The 15,383-nt window shown below is 74.4% G+C and carries 18 protein-coding genes and 1 pseudogene; 9 read left to right on the top strand and 10 right to left on the bottom strand.

Features of this window, described 5'->3' with window-relative positions:
* Positions 1-55: 55 nt before the first annotated feature.
* Positions 56-493, bottom strand: a complete 438-nt coding sequence (locus tag ACFCY1_RS27760) for a nucleoside deaminase (RefSeq protein ID WP_375876404.1) — start codon at positions 491-493, stop codon at positions 56-58.
* A complete protein-coding gene (locus tag ACFCY1_RS27765; RefSeq protein ID WP_375876405.1) occupies positions 490-1,299 on the bottom strand; it encodes an LLM class flavin-dependent oxidoreductase in 810 nt (269 codons plus the stop codon). The genes ACFCY1_RS27760 and ACFCY1_RS27765 overlap by 4 nt, the downstream gene beginning before the upstream one ends.
* Before the next feature lie 93 nt (positions 1,300-1,392).
* Here ACFCY1_RS27765 and ACFCY1_RS27770 point away from each other — a divergent pair, with 93 nt between their 5' ends.
* Positions 1,393-1,839 (top strand): Lrp/AsnC family transcriptional regulator, encoded by a 447-nt coding sequence (locus ACFCY1_RS27770; protein WP_074000737.1) that lies wholly within the window; start codon positions 1,393-1,395, stop codon positions 1,837-1,839.
* A 213-nt stretch (positions 1,840-2,052) separates the two neighbouring features.
* Positions 2,053-3,180 (top strand): serine hydrolase domain-containing protein, encoded by a 1,128-nt coding sequence (locus tag ACFCY1_RS27775; RefSeq protein ID WP_375876429.1) that lies wholly within the window; start codon positions 2,053-2,055, stop codon positions 3,178-3,180.
* A gap of 73 nt (positions 3,181-3,253) precedes the next feature.
* Here ACFCY1_RS27775 and ACFCY1_RS27780 read toward each other — a convergent pair whose 3' ends face one another.
* The 3 genes from ACFCY1_RS27780 to ACFCY1_RS27790 form a co-directional block, all read right to left on the bottom strand.
* Entirely contained in the window at positions 3,254-3,487 is a 234-nt protein-coding gene (locus tag ACFCY1_RS27780) for a hypothetical protein (protein ID WP_049656043.1), read from the bottom strand.
* Positions 3,488-3,647: 160 nt separating this feature from the next.
* On the bottom strand, positions 3,648-4,181 hold the full coding sequence (locus tag ACFCY1_RS27785) for a MarR family transcriptional regulator (RefSeq protein WP_375876406.1): 534 nt from the start codon (positions 4,179-4,181) through the stop codon (positions 3,648-3,650).
* A complete protein-coding gene (locus tag ACFCY1_RS27790; RefSeq protein ID WP_375876407.1) occupies positions 4,178-4,672 on the bottom strand; it encodes a MarR family winged helix-turn-helix transcriptional regulator in 495 nt (164 codons plus the stop codon). Before ACFCY1_RS27790 ends, ACFCY1_RS27785 begins: the two co-directional genes overlap by 4 nt.
* 159 nt (positions 4,673-4,831) lie before the next feature.
* Here ACFCY1_RS27790 and ACFCY1_RS27795 point away from each other — a divergent pair, with 159 nt between their 5' ends.
* Positions 4,832-6,436, top strand: coding sequence for a sensor histidine kinase (locus tag ACFCY1_RS27795; protein ID WP_375876408.1), 1,605 nt, complete (start codon positions 4,832-4,834; stop codon positions 6,434-6,436).
* A gap of 91 nt (positions 6,437-6,527) precedes the next feature.
* The gene (locus ACFCY1_RS27800; protein WP_074000739.1) at positions 6,528-7,232 is read left to right on the top strand and encodes a response regulator transcription factor; all 705 of its coding nucleotides are present in this window, start codon (positions 6,528-6,530) and stop codon (positions 7,230-7,232) included.
* Positions 7,233-7,442: 210 nt separating this feature from the next.
* Here the strand turns inward: ACFCY1_RS27800 and ACFCY1_RS27805 are convergent.
* Positions 7,443-7,736 (bottom strand): annotated as a pseudogene (locus ACFCY1_RS27805) (phosphatase PAP2 family protein); the annotation flags it as partial.
* On the opposite strand from ACFCY1_RS27805, the gene ACFCY1_RS27810 reads away from it, so the two are divergent.
* Together ACFCY1_RS27810 and ACFCY1_RS27815 are read left to right on the top strand one after the other, a co-directional pair.
* The gene (locus ACFCY1_RS27810) at positions 7,702-7,881 is read left to right on the top strand and encodes a hypothetical protein (protein WP_375876430.1); all 180 of its coding nucleotides are present in this window, start codon (positions 7,702-7,704) and stop codon (positions 7,879-7,881) included. The pseudogene ACFCY1_RS27805 and the gene ACFCY1_RS27810 sit on opposite strands and share 35 nt — an antisense overlap.
* Before the next feature lie 320 nt (positions 7,882-8,201).
* On the top strand, positions 8,202-8,798 hold the full coding sequence (locus ACFCY1_RS27815; protein WP_375876409.1) for an alpha/beta hydrolase: 597 nt from the start codon (positions 8,202-8,204) through the stop codon (positions 8,796-8,798).
* 526 nt (positions 8,799-9,324) lie between these two features.
* On the opposite strand, the gene ACFCY1_RS27820 is transcribed toward ACFCY1_RS27815, so the two are convergent.
* Genes ACFCY1_RS27820 through ACFCY1_RS27830 form a run of 3 tightly spaced genes read right to left on the bottom strand, consistent with a single transcriptional unit; the run spans position 9,325 to position 11,304 of the window.
* A complete protein-coding gene (locus tag ACFCY1_RS27820; RefSeq protein WP_375876410.1) occupies positions 9,325-9,741 on the bottom strand; it encodes a type II toxin-antitoxin system VapC family toxin in 417 nt (138 codons plus the stop codon).
* Positions 9,738-10,031 (bottom strand): type II toxin-antitoxin system Phd/YefM family antitoxin, encoded by a 294-nt coding sequence (locus ACFCY1_RS27825; protein WP_375876411.1) that lies wholly within the window; start codon positions 10,029-10,031, stop codon positions 9,738-9,740. Before ACFCY1_RS27825 ends, ACFCY1_RS27820 begins: the two co-directional genes overlap by 4 nt.
* A 31-nt stretch (positions 10,032-10,062) precedes the next feature.
* The gene (locus ACFCY1_RS27830) at positions 10,063-11,304 is read right to left on the bottom strand and encodes an MFS transporter (RefSeq protein WP_375876412.1); all 1,242 of its coding nucleotides are present in this window, start codon (positions 11,302-11,304) and stop codon (positions 10,063-10,065) included.
* A 78-nt stretch (positions 11,305-11,382) separates the two neighbouring features.
* On the opposite strand from ACFCY1_RS27830, the gene ACFCY1_RS27835 reads away from it, so the two are divergent.
* Together ACFCY1_RS27835 and ACFCY1_RS27840 are read left to right on the top strand one after the other, a co-directional pair.
* Positions 11,383-11,745: a MerR family transcriptional regulator gene (locus tag ACFCY1_RS27835; protein WP_074000745.1), complete on the top strand. Its 363-nt coding sequence runs from the start codon at positions 11,383-11,385 to the stop codon at positions 11,743-11,745.
* A gap of 61 nt (positions 11,746-11,806) precedes the next feature.
* The gene (locus tag ACFCY1_RS27840; RefSeq protein ID WP_375876413.1) at positions 11,807-12,655 is read left to right on the top strand and encodes an alpha/beta fold hydrolase; all 849 of its coding nucleotides are present in this window, start codon (positions 11,807-11,809) and stop codon (positions 12,653-12,655) included.
* A gap of 175 nt (positions 12,656-12,830) precedes the next feature.
* Here the strand turns inward: ACFCY1_RS27840 and ACFCY1_RS27845 are convergent, their stop codons facing one another.
* The gene (locus ACFCY1_RS27845) at positions 12,831-14,360 is read right to left on the bottom strand and encodes an MFS transporter (RefSeq protein ID WP_117487702.1); all 1,530 of its coding nucleotides are present in this window, start codon (positions 14,358-14,360) and stop codon (positions 12,831-12,833) included.
* Between the two features lie 111 nt (positions 14,361-14,471).
* Here ACFCY1_RS27845 and ACFCY1_RS27850 point away from each other — a divergent pair, with 111 nt between their 5' ends.
* Positions 14,472-15,350 carry a helix-turn-helix transcriptional regulator gene (locus ACFCY1_RS27850; RefSeq protein WP_049657061.1) on the top strand — a complete coding sequence of 293 codons (879 nt, stop codon included), beginning with the start codon at positions 14,472-14,474 and terminating at the stop codon, positions 15,348-15,350.
* Positions 15,351-15,383 lie beyond the last annotated feature (33 nt).

The raw sequence follows: 15,383 nt of genomic DNA on the forward strand, positions 1-15,383 counted from the left end.
CATTCCTCGCCGGAGTGCGGGCGGCCGGGAGCGGATTCGGCGCGGGGGCCGGTGGTCAGGTGCGCCGGTAGTAGGCCGCGACCGGGGCCCGGGCCTCCTCGGGCAGGGCGGGGCCGTCCGTCGGCACCGCCGGCCAGGCGCCCGAGTCGGGGTTGAGCTCGACGAGTTGCTCGGTGGCGAGCGCGTACACGACCCGGCCGATGCCGGAGCGGAGGATGCCCCCTTCGCACATGCCGCAGGGCTGGCAGCTGGTGTACATCGTGGTGCGCGCGGCGGCGCCCGGGGTGAGTTCGCGGGCGGCCCAGCGGGCGAGCTTCAGTTCGGGGTGGGCCGTGATGTCGTCGTCGCGCCGGACGGTGTTGTGGGCCTCGGCGAGGACCTCGTCGTCCGGGCCGGCCAGCAGCGAGCCGTACGGGGCGTCGCCGAGGGCGACCGCGTTGGCGGCGAGGGCGATGGCGCGGCGCAGCAGGGCCTCGTCGGCTTCGGTGATCACGCGGTCCTCCAGTGGGTGGCGACGGTGGTGAGGGTCCGCCAGGCCTGCCGCGGACGACGGGTGTCCTCCGGATCGCCGTGGTAGGGGTCGAACACGACGGTCTCGGCCCCGAGGTCGCGCAACTGGCGCAGGTCGTCGAGGACCTGGTCGAGGGTGCCGACGCCGGCGGGCCGTTCGGGGTCGTCGACCGGTGCGGTGGTCAGCCGCAGGGCGATGCGGGGGGCGAACCCCGGCAGCCGGTGCTCGGCCAGGACCGACCGCATCCGGGCGACGGGGAGCCGTAGCGGGTGCCAGGCGTCGCCGAACCGGACCGCCCGGCGCAGCGCCGCCTCGCTGTGGCCGCCGACCCACACCGGTACCGGCCGGTGGCCCGAATCGCCCGCCCAGGTGTCGCGCAGCGTGGCCAGGTACTCGTCGGTCAGTCTGCCGCGGGCGCCGAACGGCACGCCGAGGGCCTCGAACTCCCGGCGCGCCCAGCCGATCCCCACGCCCAGGACGAACCGGCCGCCGCTGAGCCGGTCGAGGGTGCTCGCCGTCCGCGCCACCAGCAGCGGGTGCCGGTAGGGCAGGACGAGGACGGTCGTGCCCAGCCGTAGGCCGGGGGCGATCCCGGCGAGCCAGGACAGCGTGGTGAACGGCTCGTAGAACGGCTCCGGGTACCGCTCGGCCACGTCCGGGGTCACCGCGACGTGGTCCGACACCATGAGGAGGTCGAAGCCGAGGCCCTCCGCGGTCCGGGCCCACTCGCGCAGCACGCCGGGGTCGGTCCCGGGGCCGAAGTTCGGTACGTTGACGCCAAGTTGCATGGATCGAGGCTATCCCCGTGATCATGGCGGACGGAACGGCATCCTCCCTCTGTCACCTGCGGATCGCCGGGGATTTCCCGGTAGATTCGCGCCATGGCCGTGAATCTTGACGACACCGACTGGGCGATCATCGAACAGCTGCAACAGGAGGCCCGCATCTCGCTCAGCGAGCTGGGGCGGCGGGTGTCCCTCAGCCCGTCGGCGACCACGGAACGGGTGCGGAACCTGGAGTCGCTGGGCGTCATCACCGGCTACCACGCGACGGTGGACCTGGCGAAGGTCGGCTACCCGGTGCTCGCCGTCGTCCGGCTGAAGTACCCGGGCAACCGGCACGAGCCGCTGCGGCGACTGCTCGCCGAGCGGCGGGAGGTCCTGGAGTGCCTGCGGACCACCGGCGACGACTGCTACACCCTCAAGGTGGCGGCGACCTCCATGGAGCACCTGGAGACCCTGGTGGACGAGCTGGCCGGCTTCGGCAGCACCACGACGAGCGTCGTCTACAGCCGGACGCTGCCGCTGCGCGGGCCCGCTCGGCCCTGATGCCGGAGGGGCGTCGGACTCGGCCCTGATGTCGGAGGAGAGCCGGAGGGGCGTCGGAGGGGCGTCGGAGGGGAGTCGGGAGGGAAAGGTGCTCCCTCGATCGGGGGAGGTCGGCCGGCCGTCGCGCGGACAGACTGGCGATCGTGACCGGGGGTTTCCTACCCCCCACGATTCCACAGGAGTTGACCCGTGCGTCGTTCGCGCATCCGCCACATGGCACTCGCCCTCACGCTCTCGACCGTCGGGGCCGTCGCGGCCGTCGGGGCGTCGGCACCGTCCGCCATGGCGGCACCGGCGGCCGCGCCGGCCGCGGCTTCTTCGGACGCCGTGCAGCAGGGACTGAACGCGCTGGTGCGGACGGACGGGATACCCGCCGCGCTCGCGACCGTCCGGGACGGGCGCGGCCGGACCCGCGACTACACCGCGGGGGTGGGGGACCTGGCCACCGGCGCCAAGGTCCCCGTCGACGGGCAGGTGCGGATCGGCAGCAACACCAAGACCTTCACCGCCGTCGTCGTGCTCCAGCTGGTCGGGGAGGGGAAGGTCGACCTCGACGCCTCCGTCGACACGTACCTCCCCGGCCTGGTCCGCGGCGAGGGCATCGACGGGCACGGCATCACCGTCCGGCAGCTGCTCCAGCACACCAGCGGACTGCCCGACTACGAGGGGCTGCTGGAGGAAACCGCCCTGCGGACCCGGTACTTCGAGCCCCGGGAGCTGCTGGACATGGCCTTCGGGCAGAAGCCCGCCTTCGCGCCCGGGGAGAAGTTCGGCTACAGCAGCACCAACTACGTGCTGGCCGGCCTGATCGTCCAGCGGGTGACCGGACGGCCGATCGCCGAGGAGATCGACCGGCGGATCATCCGGCGCATCGGGCTGCGGCACACCTACTTCCCGGCCGTGGGCGACCGGACGATCCGGGAGGCCCACCCCAAGGGCTACCGAAGGGATTCCGCCGACGCGCCGCTGACCGACTTCACGGAGCTGGACCCGTCGGCGGCCTGGGCGGCCGGGCAGATGATCTCCACCAACTCGGACCTCAACCGCTTCTTCACCGAACTGCTGGTCCCGGACCGCCTGCTGCCCGCGGCCCAACTCGCCCAGATGCGCACCACTGTCCCGGTCGGCGACGGCATGGCCGCCGGACTGGGCATCTTCAGCCGGACACTCACCTGCGGCGGGGTCTACTGGGGGCACGGCGGCGACATCCCGGGCTACGAGACCCGGGGCGGCGCCACCGACGACGGCCGTGCCGTGAACATCGCGATGACCACCATCCCGGCCGACTACGCCGTCACCCGGCACCTCGAAGGCGTCGTCGACGCCGCCCTGTGCCGCTGAGCTGGTAGCCGTCCTGTGTCGCTGAGGTGATAGCCGCCCTGTGTCGCTGAGCTGGTGGCCGGGCCGTGAGCGGTCAGGAGCGGTGGTGGTTCCCCTCGTCGCCGATCACACCGTTCCCGTGGTGGACGGACACGCTGGAGTACGTCGCCCGCATGCGCGTGGCGTGAGCCGTCCGGTGCTGTTCGATCAGCATTCCCTCGGCGTTGTCGGACTGGTGCCGCCGCGCGCGTTCCCGGAGTACCAGGAAGGCCGTGGCACCGACGATGGCGCCGACGAGCGCGACCAGGAACACCGTGACGAAGACCATGCCGTCACCTTCCCCCCGTTCGAATGCGTCCAACCTTTATCTCACGGGCGTAGGGCGGTCGCACCCGAGTCGTCGGAACAGCCGGAACAGCCGGAACAGTCGGGCGGTCGGGACGGCAGACCGTCGCGACGGCCGACTGTTCCGGCGACCGTACGGGGCGTCAGGGGTGGGCCTGTTCGGCGTTCGCGCGCTCCGTGACCAGCGCCAGGACGCGGCCCGCGACGGCGAGGTCCTCGGCCGGGATGCCGGCGTACAAGCGGGCGGTGATCCCGGCGGCCTCGGTGGTGGTGCGCTCGTACAGTTCGCGGCCGGCCGCCGTGAGGTGCAGCCGGGACGCCTCCGCCGGGTCCTGCGACAGCAGCCCGGCGGAGGTCAGTTCCCCGATCACGCCATGGACGACCGACTCCTCGGCCTTCAGCGACCCGGTGACGTCGCGGACGAGCGCGTCCCGGGCGATGGAGCCGCCCGCGACCGTGACGACCCGGAGCGTCACGCTCTGGTGGAAGGTGGCTCCGTGGCGGTCCAGCACGCCCTCCAGGAGGGCGCGCGCCGCGTAGTGGGCCAGGGCGATGACCCGGCCGTTGACGGCGGTGGGGGCTGTGGGGGCCGTGGGGGCCGTGGGGGCCGTGGCCGGTGCGGCGTTGGCCGTGGTGGCGGTGTTGGTGGCGGTGTCGGGCGCGGCGGCGGTGGTCATGACGGCTCCTCGGCGTTCTCGACGGTCTCGGCGTGCGGCGGATCCAGAGGTGCGTCGAGCAGGGCGGCCAGTTCGCGGGTGAACTCCCGGGCGCGGGGGCTGTCCTGGCCGCCGAGTGGCGCCAGCAGCTGGTCCAGGAGGCCCTGGACCACCGTGATCGCGCGGCGGGTGACGTCGCTGCCCTGCTCGGTGAGCGACAGCTGCATGGCGCGCGGGTCGTCCGGGTCCCGGGTGCGGGCCACCAGCCCGGCGGCCTCCAGGGCGCGGGCGAGCTTGGAGACGTAGAGCGCTTCGAGGCCCGTGTGGTCGGCGAGGCGGCGCTGGCTGGGGCGCAGCCCGGAGCGCGACATGCCGTACAGGGAGGCCAGCACCGCGTACTGGGCGTGCGTCAGACCCAGCGGTGCGACCGCCCGGTCGACCGCCACCCGCCACTTCATCGACAGGCGCCAGACCAGGAATCCTGCGGTGGCGCCCTCAGCTGTTGAACTCACGGCAAATACAGTACATAGCTACTATGTCCATGGCTACTATTTTTCGGGGCCGGGGCCGGGGCCGGGGCCGGGGAATGGGGCTCGGGGTGCCGGGTGGAGCGCCTCGGGCATGACTTTCGACAGATCCGGTGCGGCGGCGGCCCTCGTAGGGTCGTGGGCATGCGGATGAGTGGGGCGGCGCTGCCCGTGGTGGCGTCGGTGTGTATCGGGCTCGGTGTCACGAGCCTCTGGTGGGCGCTGCCGGCGATCGGATTCTCCTTCCTGGCCGGGCTGCGGATGCAACGGGTGCGACCGGCGGCGGTGGTGTTCGCAGTGCTGGTCGCGGCCGGGGTACTGGTGGTCGGGGCGGTGCCCTCCTGGATCGTCCTGGGGCTGCGGTTCGTCGCGCTCGCCGTGAGCACCGGGATGGGCCCCTGGCTGCTGGGCCGGTTCTGGCGGCAGTCGCAGGAACTCGTGCGCGCCGGGTGGGAGCGGGCCGAGCGGCTGGAGCGCGAGCAGCAACTCGTCGCCGAGCAGGCCCGACTGCGCGAACGGGCCCGGATCGCCCAGGACATGCACGACGCCCTCGGCCACGACCTCAGCCTGATCGCCCTGCGCGCGGGGGCCCTCAAGCTCGCCCCCGACCTGGCCCCGCCCCACCGGGAGGCCGTCCAGGAGATCCGGGCGGGCGCGGCCGCCGCCGTCGACCGGCTCGGCGAGGTGATCGGCATCCTGCGCGACGGGGACGAGAGCGGCGCCGCCGCCCGCGCGGCCCACGGACCGGCCGACTCGGACATCCCGCATCTGGTCGCCGAGGCGGCCGCCGCCGGCCTGGACGTCCGCTCGGAGATCACCGGTGAGCCGGACGGACTCCCGCGCGCCACCGAGCACGCCGCGTACCGGGTGGTGCAGGAGGCGCTGACCAACGTCGCCAAGCACGCACCACGAGCGGCCGTCACCGTGGAGGTGGCGTACTCGGCCGACGGCGCCCGCCTCCGGGTGGCCAACGGCCCCGCGCCTGTGCCCGCGGCCGTGCCCATGCCCGCACCTGCGCCCGTGCCCGCGTCCGCGCCCATGCCCGCACCTGCGCCCGCGCTCACCGTCGCCCGGGCGACGGGCTCGGCACCTGCGTCAACCCCGCGCGGCGCAACGCCCACCGGAACGTTCACCGGAGCGTTCGTCGGCACGTCCGCCGCACCCGCCGGAAGGTCCGCCTCGACGCCTGCCGTGCCGCCCACCGGTGGCCGCGGCCTGGTCGGGCTGGCCGAGCGGGTCCGGCTCGCGGGCGGCACCTTCGCCCACGGGGCCCGCCCGGACGGCGGGTTCGAGGTCGCGGCCACTCTGCCGCGCCGCGCCGTCGGGCCCGTCCCGATGCCGCCCGCCGCCCCGTCGTCGCCGGTGCGCGAGCTGCGACGGGCGCGGCGCAGGGTGGGCCGTACGCTGGCCGCCGTGGTGCTCGTCCCGCTGGGGACGGCCGTACTGCTGACCGTGGCGCTGCGAGTATGGACGCTCTACGTGGTCAGCCTGTCGGTGCTGGACCCGGAGGTCTACGCCGCCCTCCAGGTGGGGCAGGACCAGGCCTCCGTCGAGCGTCTGCTGCCGGGCCACCGGCTGCCGTACCGCCCGCCGAGCGGGCCGGCGACGCCCGCGCCGCCGCCGGGGGAAGGGGTCTCGTGCGCGTACTACGCCATCACCGCCCAGCTGTTCGTGGACCGGGCCGGCGATGCCTACCGGCTCTGCTTCCAGGACTCCCGGCTGGTCTCGCGGGACGTGCTCGTCTCCTGAAGCCCTGGCTTCCGGCCTTCCACCTCCCGCGCTCCCGCCGCAACTCCCTTTCCCCAGCACCTCCGTACCGAGCGACCGACAGGAGCCGCCGATGACCACCGCACCGATCCGGGTGCTGCTCGCCGACGACGAGCCCATGATCCGCGCGGGACTGCGCGCGGTGCTCGCCACCGACCCGGGCATCGAGATCGTCGCCGAGACCGGGGACGGCCGGGAGGCCGTCGAACTGGTCCGGCGCCACCGGCCGGACGTCGCCGTACTGGACATCCGGATGCCCGGGACGGACGGCATCACGGCCGCCGCCGAGATCCGCCGGAACGGCCTGGCCACCGGAGTACTCATGCTGACCACCTTCGGTGAGGACGACTACATCCTGCGCGCGCTCAGCGGCGGCGCGAACGGCTTCCTGATCAAGTCCGGCGAGCCCGAGGAACTGCTCGCCGGGGTGCACGCGGTGGCCGGAGGGGCGGCCTACCTGTCACCCAAAGTGGCCGCCCGGGTGGTCGCCCACCTGGCCGCCACCGGGGCCGGCGGCCCCGCCGACCGGCGTGCCGGCGCCCGGGAGCAGGTGGCCGCCCTGACCACCCGGGAACGGGATGTGCTGACGCTGATCGCCGCCGGGCTGTCCAACGGTCAGATCGCCCGTCGGCTGGGGGTGGTGGAAGGCACCGTGAAGGCCCATGTGAGCTCCATCCTGGCCCGGTTGGGCGTGGCCAATCGGGCGGCCGCCGCCGTCCTCGCGCACGAGGCCGGACTGACCCTCGGCGCGACCTGCGCGGGCGGTCCACGGGACTGAGGCCGCCGCGCCCGGGGCGGTGCCCGAGCCCGGGGCCGCGCCTGAGCCCGAGCCCGCGCCCGACGGTATCGGCGGTGCCGACAGCAGCCGCCCGAGGACCAGGACCCCGGCCAGCGCCGTCACGGCGGTGGTGGCCGCCGGCCGCAGGGCGAGGACCGCCGCCGCCGTGACCGTGCCGCCGAGTGCGGCACCGGCGATCACGTCGTGCGGGTAGTGCACCCCGGCCGCCACCCGCAGCGCTGCCGTGGCGCCGCCGACGGGTATGACCAGCACCGCCCAGCGCGGGCGCAGCAGCACCAGCCCCGTGGCCAGCGCGACCGCCAGGGTGGCGTGGTTGCTGGGGAAGGACCAGTCGCCCGGCGGCGGACACGCGGCGACCGCCGTGCCCGGCAGCCCGGTGAGCGCCCGGCAGGGCCGCTCCTCGTCGAGGACCACCTTCAGCACCTCGCTCGCCCCGTAGGCCAGCACCGTGCCCAGCCCGACCAGCGCCACCGCCGCGACCACCCCGGTGGCCCGCCGGGCCCGGGCCGTCCACCAGCAGAACGCCAGCAGGAGACCCAGCACCAGCAGCCCGACCTCGGTGGCCGGCTCCAGCAGCGAAGCCATCGCGTGCGGGGCCTCGCCGACGGCTTCCGCCACCCGCCGGTAGCCGCCGGCCGACCACCCGGCCGACACCCGCACCGGCCCCGCCCCGCCACCCCGCTCCGGCGCCAGCCACGCCACCACCCCGGCCCCCGCGCAGAGCAGGGCCACGGCGAGGACGGGCCTGGGCCTCACTCCGGGTTTGGCCCTGGGCCTGGCGATGGCCCTGGTGGCGCCGGTCTGCCTCGAATCCCTGTCCGTGTACGTCATGGTCCGGACGGTAGAGGCCGAGACCCCCTTGGCACCCGACCCGAAAGTCAAGCAATGCCCCTGACGATGGTCAGGGTTGACATCACGTCACAGAGACCGGCCACGTACCCTGCGCCCATGCCGGATCCCTCCCCGCTCGCCGTCCCCACCCGCTTCGACGGAGCCCCCGACCGCGTCGCGCTCGTCGTCCCGGGCGTCGGGTACACGCCCGCCAGGCCCCTCCTCCACTTCGCCCGCTCGGTGCTCCTCCGGCACGGCTGGACGGTCCAGGAGCTGTGGTGGCAACTCCCGGACGAGTTCCGAGCGTTCGAGCCGGAGGACCGGACCGCCTGGGTCGAGCGGCAGGTCGCCGAGGCCGTCGACGCCGAGCGCGGCGCCTGCCGCCTGCTCGTCGGCAAGTCCCTGGCCTCCTTCGCCTGCGGCGTCGCCGCCGACCGCGGCCTCGCCGCAGCCTGGCTGACCCCCGTCCTGACCTCCGAGCCGGTCGCCCGCGCCCTCGCCCGCGCCGAAGCCCCGACCCTCCTCGTCGGCGGCGGCGCCGACAAGCTGTGGGACCGCCGGATCGCCGAATCGACCGGACACGAGGTCCTCGAAGTACCCGCCGCCGACCACGGTCTGGAGCTGCCGGACGACCCCCTGGGCTCGATCGACGTCCTGCGGCAGGTCACCTCCCGCCTGGACCGCTTCGTCGCCTCCCTGGCGACGGGGGCGTAGGGACGGAAGCCCTGCGGGGCAGAGACCGCCGTGGCCGGGCCGAGCCGCTGCTACCGGTGCGGCCGCACCGGCTTCGCAAGCCCGGCCGTCGGCCGCTGGGCGACCGGGGCTGTCCGCAGGGGAGCCTGTTCGTGTCGCATACCGGGATCCAAGGGGATTGGCCGCCGCGGGAGCCCGGCTTCGGCTCGGGCATGACCTGCCGGCGCCGACCGCGGGGACCGGCACCAGGCCAGGGAGCGGCCGCGCCCGGCCGCTTGAAGCATCACGTGGTCACCGCCGGCCGGGGCACACCGCCGGCCACCGCCACGACGTCACCCGGCTGCTGCCGCTGCCGCTGCCGCACGCGATTCCGCGCATCCACGGGAGGACCGGTCGGCCGCGCCAACGGCCGTGGCGGTTGTTCCCCGACCGCGGCTACGACGTCGGTATCACTGCCTGGTTTCGTGGAAGCGCGGCAGCGAGCCGGTCACCGCCCGCCGGTGCCACCGTCCGGCGCCGACGTGGCCAAGGGCGCCCGGATGCCCGCTTACCGGGAGTCGGTCGGCCGTCCGGGCGCGACGACTGGCAGGTCTCGCTCCTCGGCTGCGTCGGCCAGGCGCTTGTCGTAGGTGACGAAGGCGGTGAGCGCGTGCTCGAGGTGCTCGGCAGTGGCGAGGTGGATGGCGTCGAGGGTGCGGAGGTGTCGGGTGGGGAACTGGCAGGCGGCCCTGAGGACGGGATCGGAGAGCCGGACGCGGAGAAGCCGGTCGAGCAGGTCCACCGACGCGTCCAGCAACTCCTGTGGTGCACCGACCCGGATCAGCGCGCGCGGCACCTCGACCTGGGCCAGCGCGCTGGTCGCGTGGCCCTCGGAGCCGTGCGAGGAGAGGAACGTGCGCAGTGCGGTGGATTCGTCCTCAGGTACCAGAAGTTTGAGGATCGCGCGTGAGTCGAGGTAGATCAATGGCCTTCCTCCTCCCGCATGGCGTGCAGGGCGTCGGCGGCCGACGCGAGCCCGGCGCCGGATTCGGGCAACGTCCACTCGGCCAGGCCACGCGCGGTGGCGGCGTTCTCGGGGGTGATCGTGCCGTCTCGAACGAGGTCCTCCAGCACCCGCTGTTCCGGGTCGGGCGGCGCGAGGACGGCGATCAGCCGCCCGTTGCGGGTGATCTCCACGCGTTCGCCGGCCGCGACCCGGTCGATCAACTCGCTGGCGTGCTGCTGGAGCTGTCGGATGGGGACTCTGGCTGCCATACGACTCACGGTAGAGCCAAGCGTGCGGCGATCACGAGGAATGTGCGTCGATTTCACACGAACGAGTGCCGCCATGCCCCGGGAACCCGTGCCGGCGCCCGCCGATGGTGGTGGCGAGGGCGGCGGCCAGCAGGACGAGGGCGGACCAGGGCAGGGCGGTCGGCCCGGTGTGGTCGAGGAGGAGGCCGCCGGCCAGGCCGCCGATGGCGATGCCGAGGTTCCAGCAGGTGACGAGCAGCGACTGGGCGATGTCCCCGGCCGGGCCGGCCGCGTCGGCGACGGCGGTCTGGAGGAGGGTGGCGGCGCCGCCGAAGCCGAGGCCCCAGAGCGCGGCGGCGGCGTAGGCGGGCCGGCCGGTCGAGCCGAGCAGGGCGGCGGCGAGGAGCAGGGCCGCGGCCGCGAGGAGGACGGAGGCGGCGATGGTCAGGGGGCGCAGGTACCGGTCGATCAGGGCGCCGGTGCCGAGGATGCTCACCAGCGAGGACAGTCCGATGACGAGCAGGACGGTGTCCGTCCGGCCGTCGAGCCCCAGCGGCGCGAGCAGGGCGGCGACGTACGTGTAGAGGACGTTGTGGGCGAGCACGAAGGTCGCGGTGACGGCCAGGACGGTGGCCACGCCCGGCGTCCGCAGCACCTGCCGGACGGGGACGCGGGCCTGGTTGGCGCGGCCGGGCAGTGGCGGGAGCGCGAGCAGCATCCAGCCGGCCAGTGCCACGGCGATCACGCTCATCAGCCCGAAGGTGACCCGCCAGCCCACCAGGCCGGCGAGCAGGGTGCCGGCGGGTACGCCCACCGACAGGGCGACGGTCGAGCCGGCCATGGCGACGGCCATCGCCCGTCCGCGCTGTTCCGGCGCGACGATGCCCCGGGCGTACCCGGCCAGTAGCGCCCAGAGCAGTCCCGCGACCAGGCCGGCCGCGAACCGGGCGGCCATGGTGAGCGGGTAGTCGGGTGAGACGGCGGTGACGGCGTTGGCCGCGGCGAAGCCGCCGACGGCGACCAGCAGCAGGCGCTTGCGCGGCAGGCGGCCGGTGACGGCGGTCAGCGGGATGGCGGCCGCGATGGAGCCGACGGCGTAGAGGGTGACGGACTGCCCGGCGGCGGACTGGCCGACGCCGAGGTCGGCGCTCATCGCGGGCAGTACTCCGGCGGGCAGGGCCTCGGTCATGATCGTGACGAATCCGGCGGTGCTCATGGCCAGCAGAGCGGGCCAGGGCAGCCTCGGTGCGGGGGTCACCGGCTGTGCGGGGGCGCGGAGTTCGGGAGTGGGCATGGGCCCGATCGTCTATCGTTGACATTCGTGTCAAGGTCCAGCCGGGATGGCGCCGGCCAGGGGTGAGGGTGGTCACACATGCGCATCGGCGAGCTCGCCCGGCGGGCGGAGACCACTCCGCGCCTGCTGCGCTACTACGAGCAGCAGGGGCTGATCACACCGCGCCGTGAGGCGAACGGCTACCGCGCGTACGACGAGTACCTCGTGGACCGGGTGCTGCAGATCCGCGGGCTGCTGGACGCGGGGCTGCCGACCCGGATCATCAAGCAGATCCTGCCCTGCCTGGACGCCCCGCGGACGATCCACTTCGCCGACGCCACACCGGAGATGCTCGCCACCCTGGAGTCCGAGACGGACCGGATGACCCGCCGGATCCTGTGCCTGACGCGCAACCGGGACGCCATCCGGGAGTACCTGGACGTGGTCAAGGGCCTCTCCTGATCCACCACCCGGACTCGACGGCTTGACCTTGCCACGGGTGTCAGGGTTGGACGCTGCCGTCATGACCGACACGACCGACCTGAACGACGCCGTCGCCGCGACCGACCCGACCGACACGACCGCCCCCGCGATCCACCACACCGCCTTCGGCGACGGCACCCCGATCGTCCTGATCCACGGCTACACCGTCGACCACCGCGTCCTGCTCCCGCTCGAACCCGCCTTCGCCGACCGCCCCGGCTGGCGGCGCCTCTACGTCGACCTCCCCGGCCACGGCGCCAGCCCCCGGCTGCCGGGCCCGACCTCGGCGGCCGCCCTGGCCGAGGTGCTCTCCGAGTGGATCGAGGCCCGGGTCGGCGGGCGGCCCTTCGCCGTGGTCGGGCAGTCCTTCGGCGGCCAGCTGGCCCGGGCGGTGACCGCGCGCTTCGGCGAGCAGGTGCTGGGCTCGGCGCTGCTGGTGCCGGTGGTGCGCTGGGGTGCCGACCGCGACCTGCCGGAGGAGTCCGTGGTCGAACGCGACGAGGACCTCCTCGCCCGGCTCCCGGCGGCCGACCGCGACCTGTTCCGGTACGTCATGGCCCGCCACACCGGCCCGAGTTGGGAGCTGTTCCAGCGGTACGTCCGGCCCGGCTGGGAGGCGCACGACCGGGCGGCCGCCGCCGAGCTCGAAGCCGACTTCCTGCTGCCGCACTGGCCCGAGCACCGGGCCGCGCGGCACCGTGGCCGCCACCTGCTGGTCACCACCCGGCAGGACGCCCTGGTCGGCTGGCGCGACCAGCTCGCCCTGCTCGACCACTACCCCCGGATGGCCGCCGCCGTCCTCGACGGGGTCGGCCACAACCCCCAGGTCGAGGCCGCCGGCACCGTCCGCACCTTGGTCGGCCGCTGGCTCGACGCGCTCCCGCGCTGAGGGTCGGCCCCGGGAACGCCGACGGCCCCGCGACCGGTCGTACCGGTCGAGAGGCCGTCCACCGCCGTCGCAGGAGCCCGGAGCCCGGAGCCAGGAGCTCGGAAACCGGACCCGGAAGCAGGAGCCCGGAGCTCGGAACCTGGAAACCGGCCCCCGGAGCCCCCGGAGCCACGGCTCAGCCGATGGAGCGGGGCAGGCGGGTGGTCAGGTACAGGATGGTGAAGGACCCGAGGAGCTGGATGCCCAGGCAGAGGGCGAGCGCGCGGTCCATGCCGAGGACGGGGGAGAGGGAGAGGTAGAGGGTGCCGAGGGTGGCGACGCCGAGCGCGAGGCTGGACTGCTGGCCGGTGGCGAGGACGCCGCTGCCGACGCCGGCCCGGGCGGCGGGCACCTTGGCGAGGACGACCCGGAACAGCGGGGTGCCGATCAGGCCCTGCCCGATGCCGGCGAGAGCGACGCCCGGGGCCATCCGCAGCGGGGAGAAGTGCGACCAGTCGGCCAGGACGGTCAGGGCGAGGGTGGCGAGGCCGGTGGCCTGGACGACGGCGCCCGCGCTGAGCACCCGGCTGCCCCAGCGGCCGATCAGCCGCGGGCCGGCGAGCGAGGCGGAGAAGTAGCCGACGGCCATCGGGACGAGCGCCCAGCCGGCCGCGACCGGGCCGAGCCTGAGGCCCTGCTGGAGGGCGACCGCGATGACGAACATGAAGCCGCCGAAGCCCGCGAAGTAGGGCAGCGCGATGCCGAGGCCGCGCCGCATCTCCGGGATGCGCAGCAGGGACGGCGGCACCAGCGGGGTGTCCCCGCGCCGCTCGGCGCGCCGCTCGACGACACCGAAGGCGACGGCGAAGACGGGGAACAGCGCCAGCAGCACCCAGGACCAGAGCGGCCAGCCGGCGGCCCGGCCCTCCATCAGCGGGACGAGCAGGGAGAGCAGCGTGGCGGTGAGCAGGACGGTGCCGGGGACGTCGACCCGGGCGGCCGTGGTGGACCGGCTCTCCGGGACGTAGCGGACCGCGAGCACCACGGCGAGCAGCGCGAACGGCACGTTCAGCAGGAACACCGAGCGCCAGCCGGTGCCGAACAGGTCGGCGGCGACCAGCATCCCGCCGAGCACCTGCCCGATCACCACCGAGATCCCGCCGACGGCGCCGTAGACGCTGAGCGCGCGGCCGCGCCGGGCGCCCTCGGTGGCGGCGGTGATGGTGCCGAGCACCTGCGGGATCAGCAGCGCGGCCGAGGCGCCCTGGGCGGCCCGGGCGGCGACCAGGGACCACGCGCCGGGGGCGAGGCCGCAGGCCAGCGAGGTGAGGGCGAAGGCGACGGCGCCGATGACGAAGAGCCGGCGGCGGCCGTAGCTGTCGCCGAGGCGTCCGCCGAGGACGAGCAGGACGGCGAAGGCGATGCCGTAGCCGGCGGCGACCAGTTCCAGGACGGCGGGTCCGGCGGCCAGGTCGTGGTCGATGGTGGGCAGGGCGACGTTGACGATGAAGAAGTCGAGCATCGGCAGGAAGGCGCCGAGCAGGACGGTGACCAGTCCGGCGGTGCCGAGGGTGGCGGCGGGACCGGTGGAGCCGATGGCGGGACCGGCAGGACCGGTAGGACCGGTGGAGCCGGCCGGCCCGGTGCCGGAGGTACGGGCGGCCGCGCTGCCCGGGGTGGTGGCGGCGCGGCTCGATGCGGGGGCGACGGTGAGTGGTTGGGTCACGGGTCCTACGATCCGCCGCGCCGTACCCTGGTACCAGAGTGTGGTTATCCAGGTATAAGAAGTACCTGGCAACAGGCTTACGGCTGGCGCATGCTGGGGAGCATGAGCCTGATGACCCCCGCCGCGCAAGACGCCGCGCACAGCGCCGCACAGCGCCGGAGCGCCCCCGGCGACGCCCGTCGGCACGAGCTGGCCGCTTTCCTGCGCAGCCGCCGCGAGCGCCTCGGGCCCGAGCAGGTGGGCCTGCCGATGACCGGCCGCCGCCGGACACCGGGGCTGCGCCGGGAGGAGGTCGCCCAGCTCGCCGCGGTCGGGGTGACCTGGTACACGTGGCTGGAGCAGGCGCGGGACATCCAGGTGTCCGCCCAGGTGCTGGACGCGGTGGCCCGGGCGCTGCTGCTGGACCCGAGCGAGCGCGCCCACCTGTTCACCCTGGCCGGCACGGACGACCCGGCGCCGGTGAAGGAGTGCCCCTCGGTGACCCCGAGTGTGCGGCTGCTGCTGGAGCGGCTGGCGCCGTACCCCGCCGTGGTGCTCAACTCCCGCTACCAGGTGCTGGCGTACAACGCCCAGTACACCGCGGTCGTCGGCGACCTCGACCGGATGGCTCCCGAGGACCGGAACCTGATGTGGATGGCGTTCACGCCCTCGCAGTTCCGCGAGGTGCTGATCGACTACCGCACCGAGCGCCTCGGCATGGTGGCCCGGTTCCGCTCGGCGATGGCCGACCACAGCTCGGAGCCGGCCTGGAAGGCGTTGCTGGCCCGGCTGCTCAAGGCCTCTCCGGACTTCGCGGAGGTCTGGCAGCGGCACGACGTGATGCGGCCGGGCAACGGGATCAAGCGCTTCCAGGTGCCGGACGTCGGGCTGCTGCGCTGCGAGTACACCAACTTCTGGCTCAGCCCGCAGCTGGGGACACGGATGATCACGTACACCCCGCTGGACGACGAGACCCGCGCGCTGATGGACCGCCTGCCCACCGGGGCCTAGGGAGTGCCTCGGGCTCGCGTCGGCCGGGCGGCG

It is taken from the genome of Kitasatospora sp. NPDC056273 (genome assembly GCF_042268845.1).
Classification (GTDB): Bacteria; Actinomycetota; Actinomycetes; order Streptomycetales; family Streptomycetaceae; genus Kitasatospora.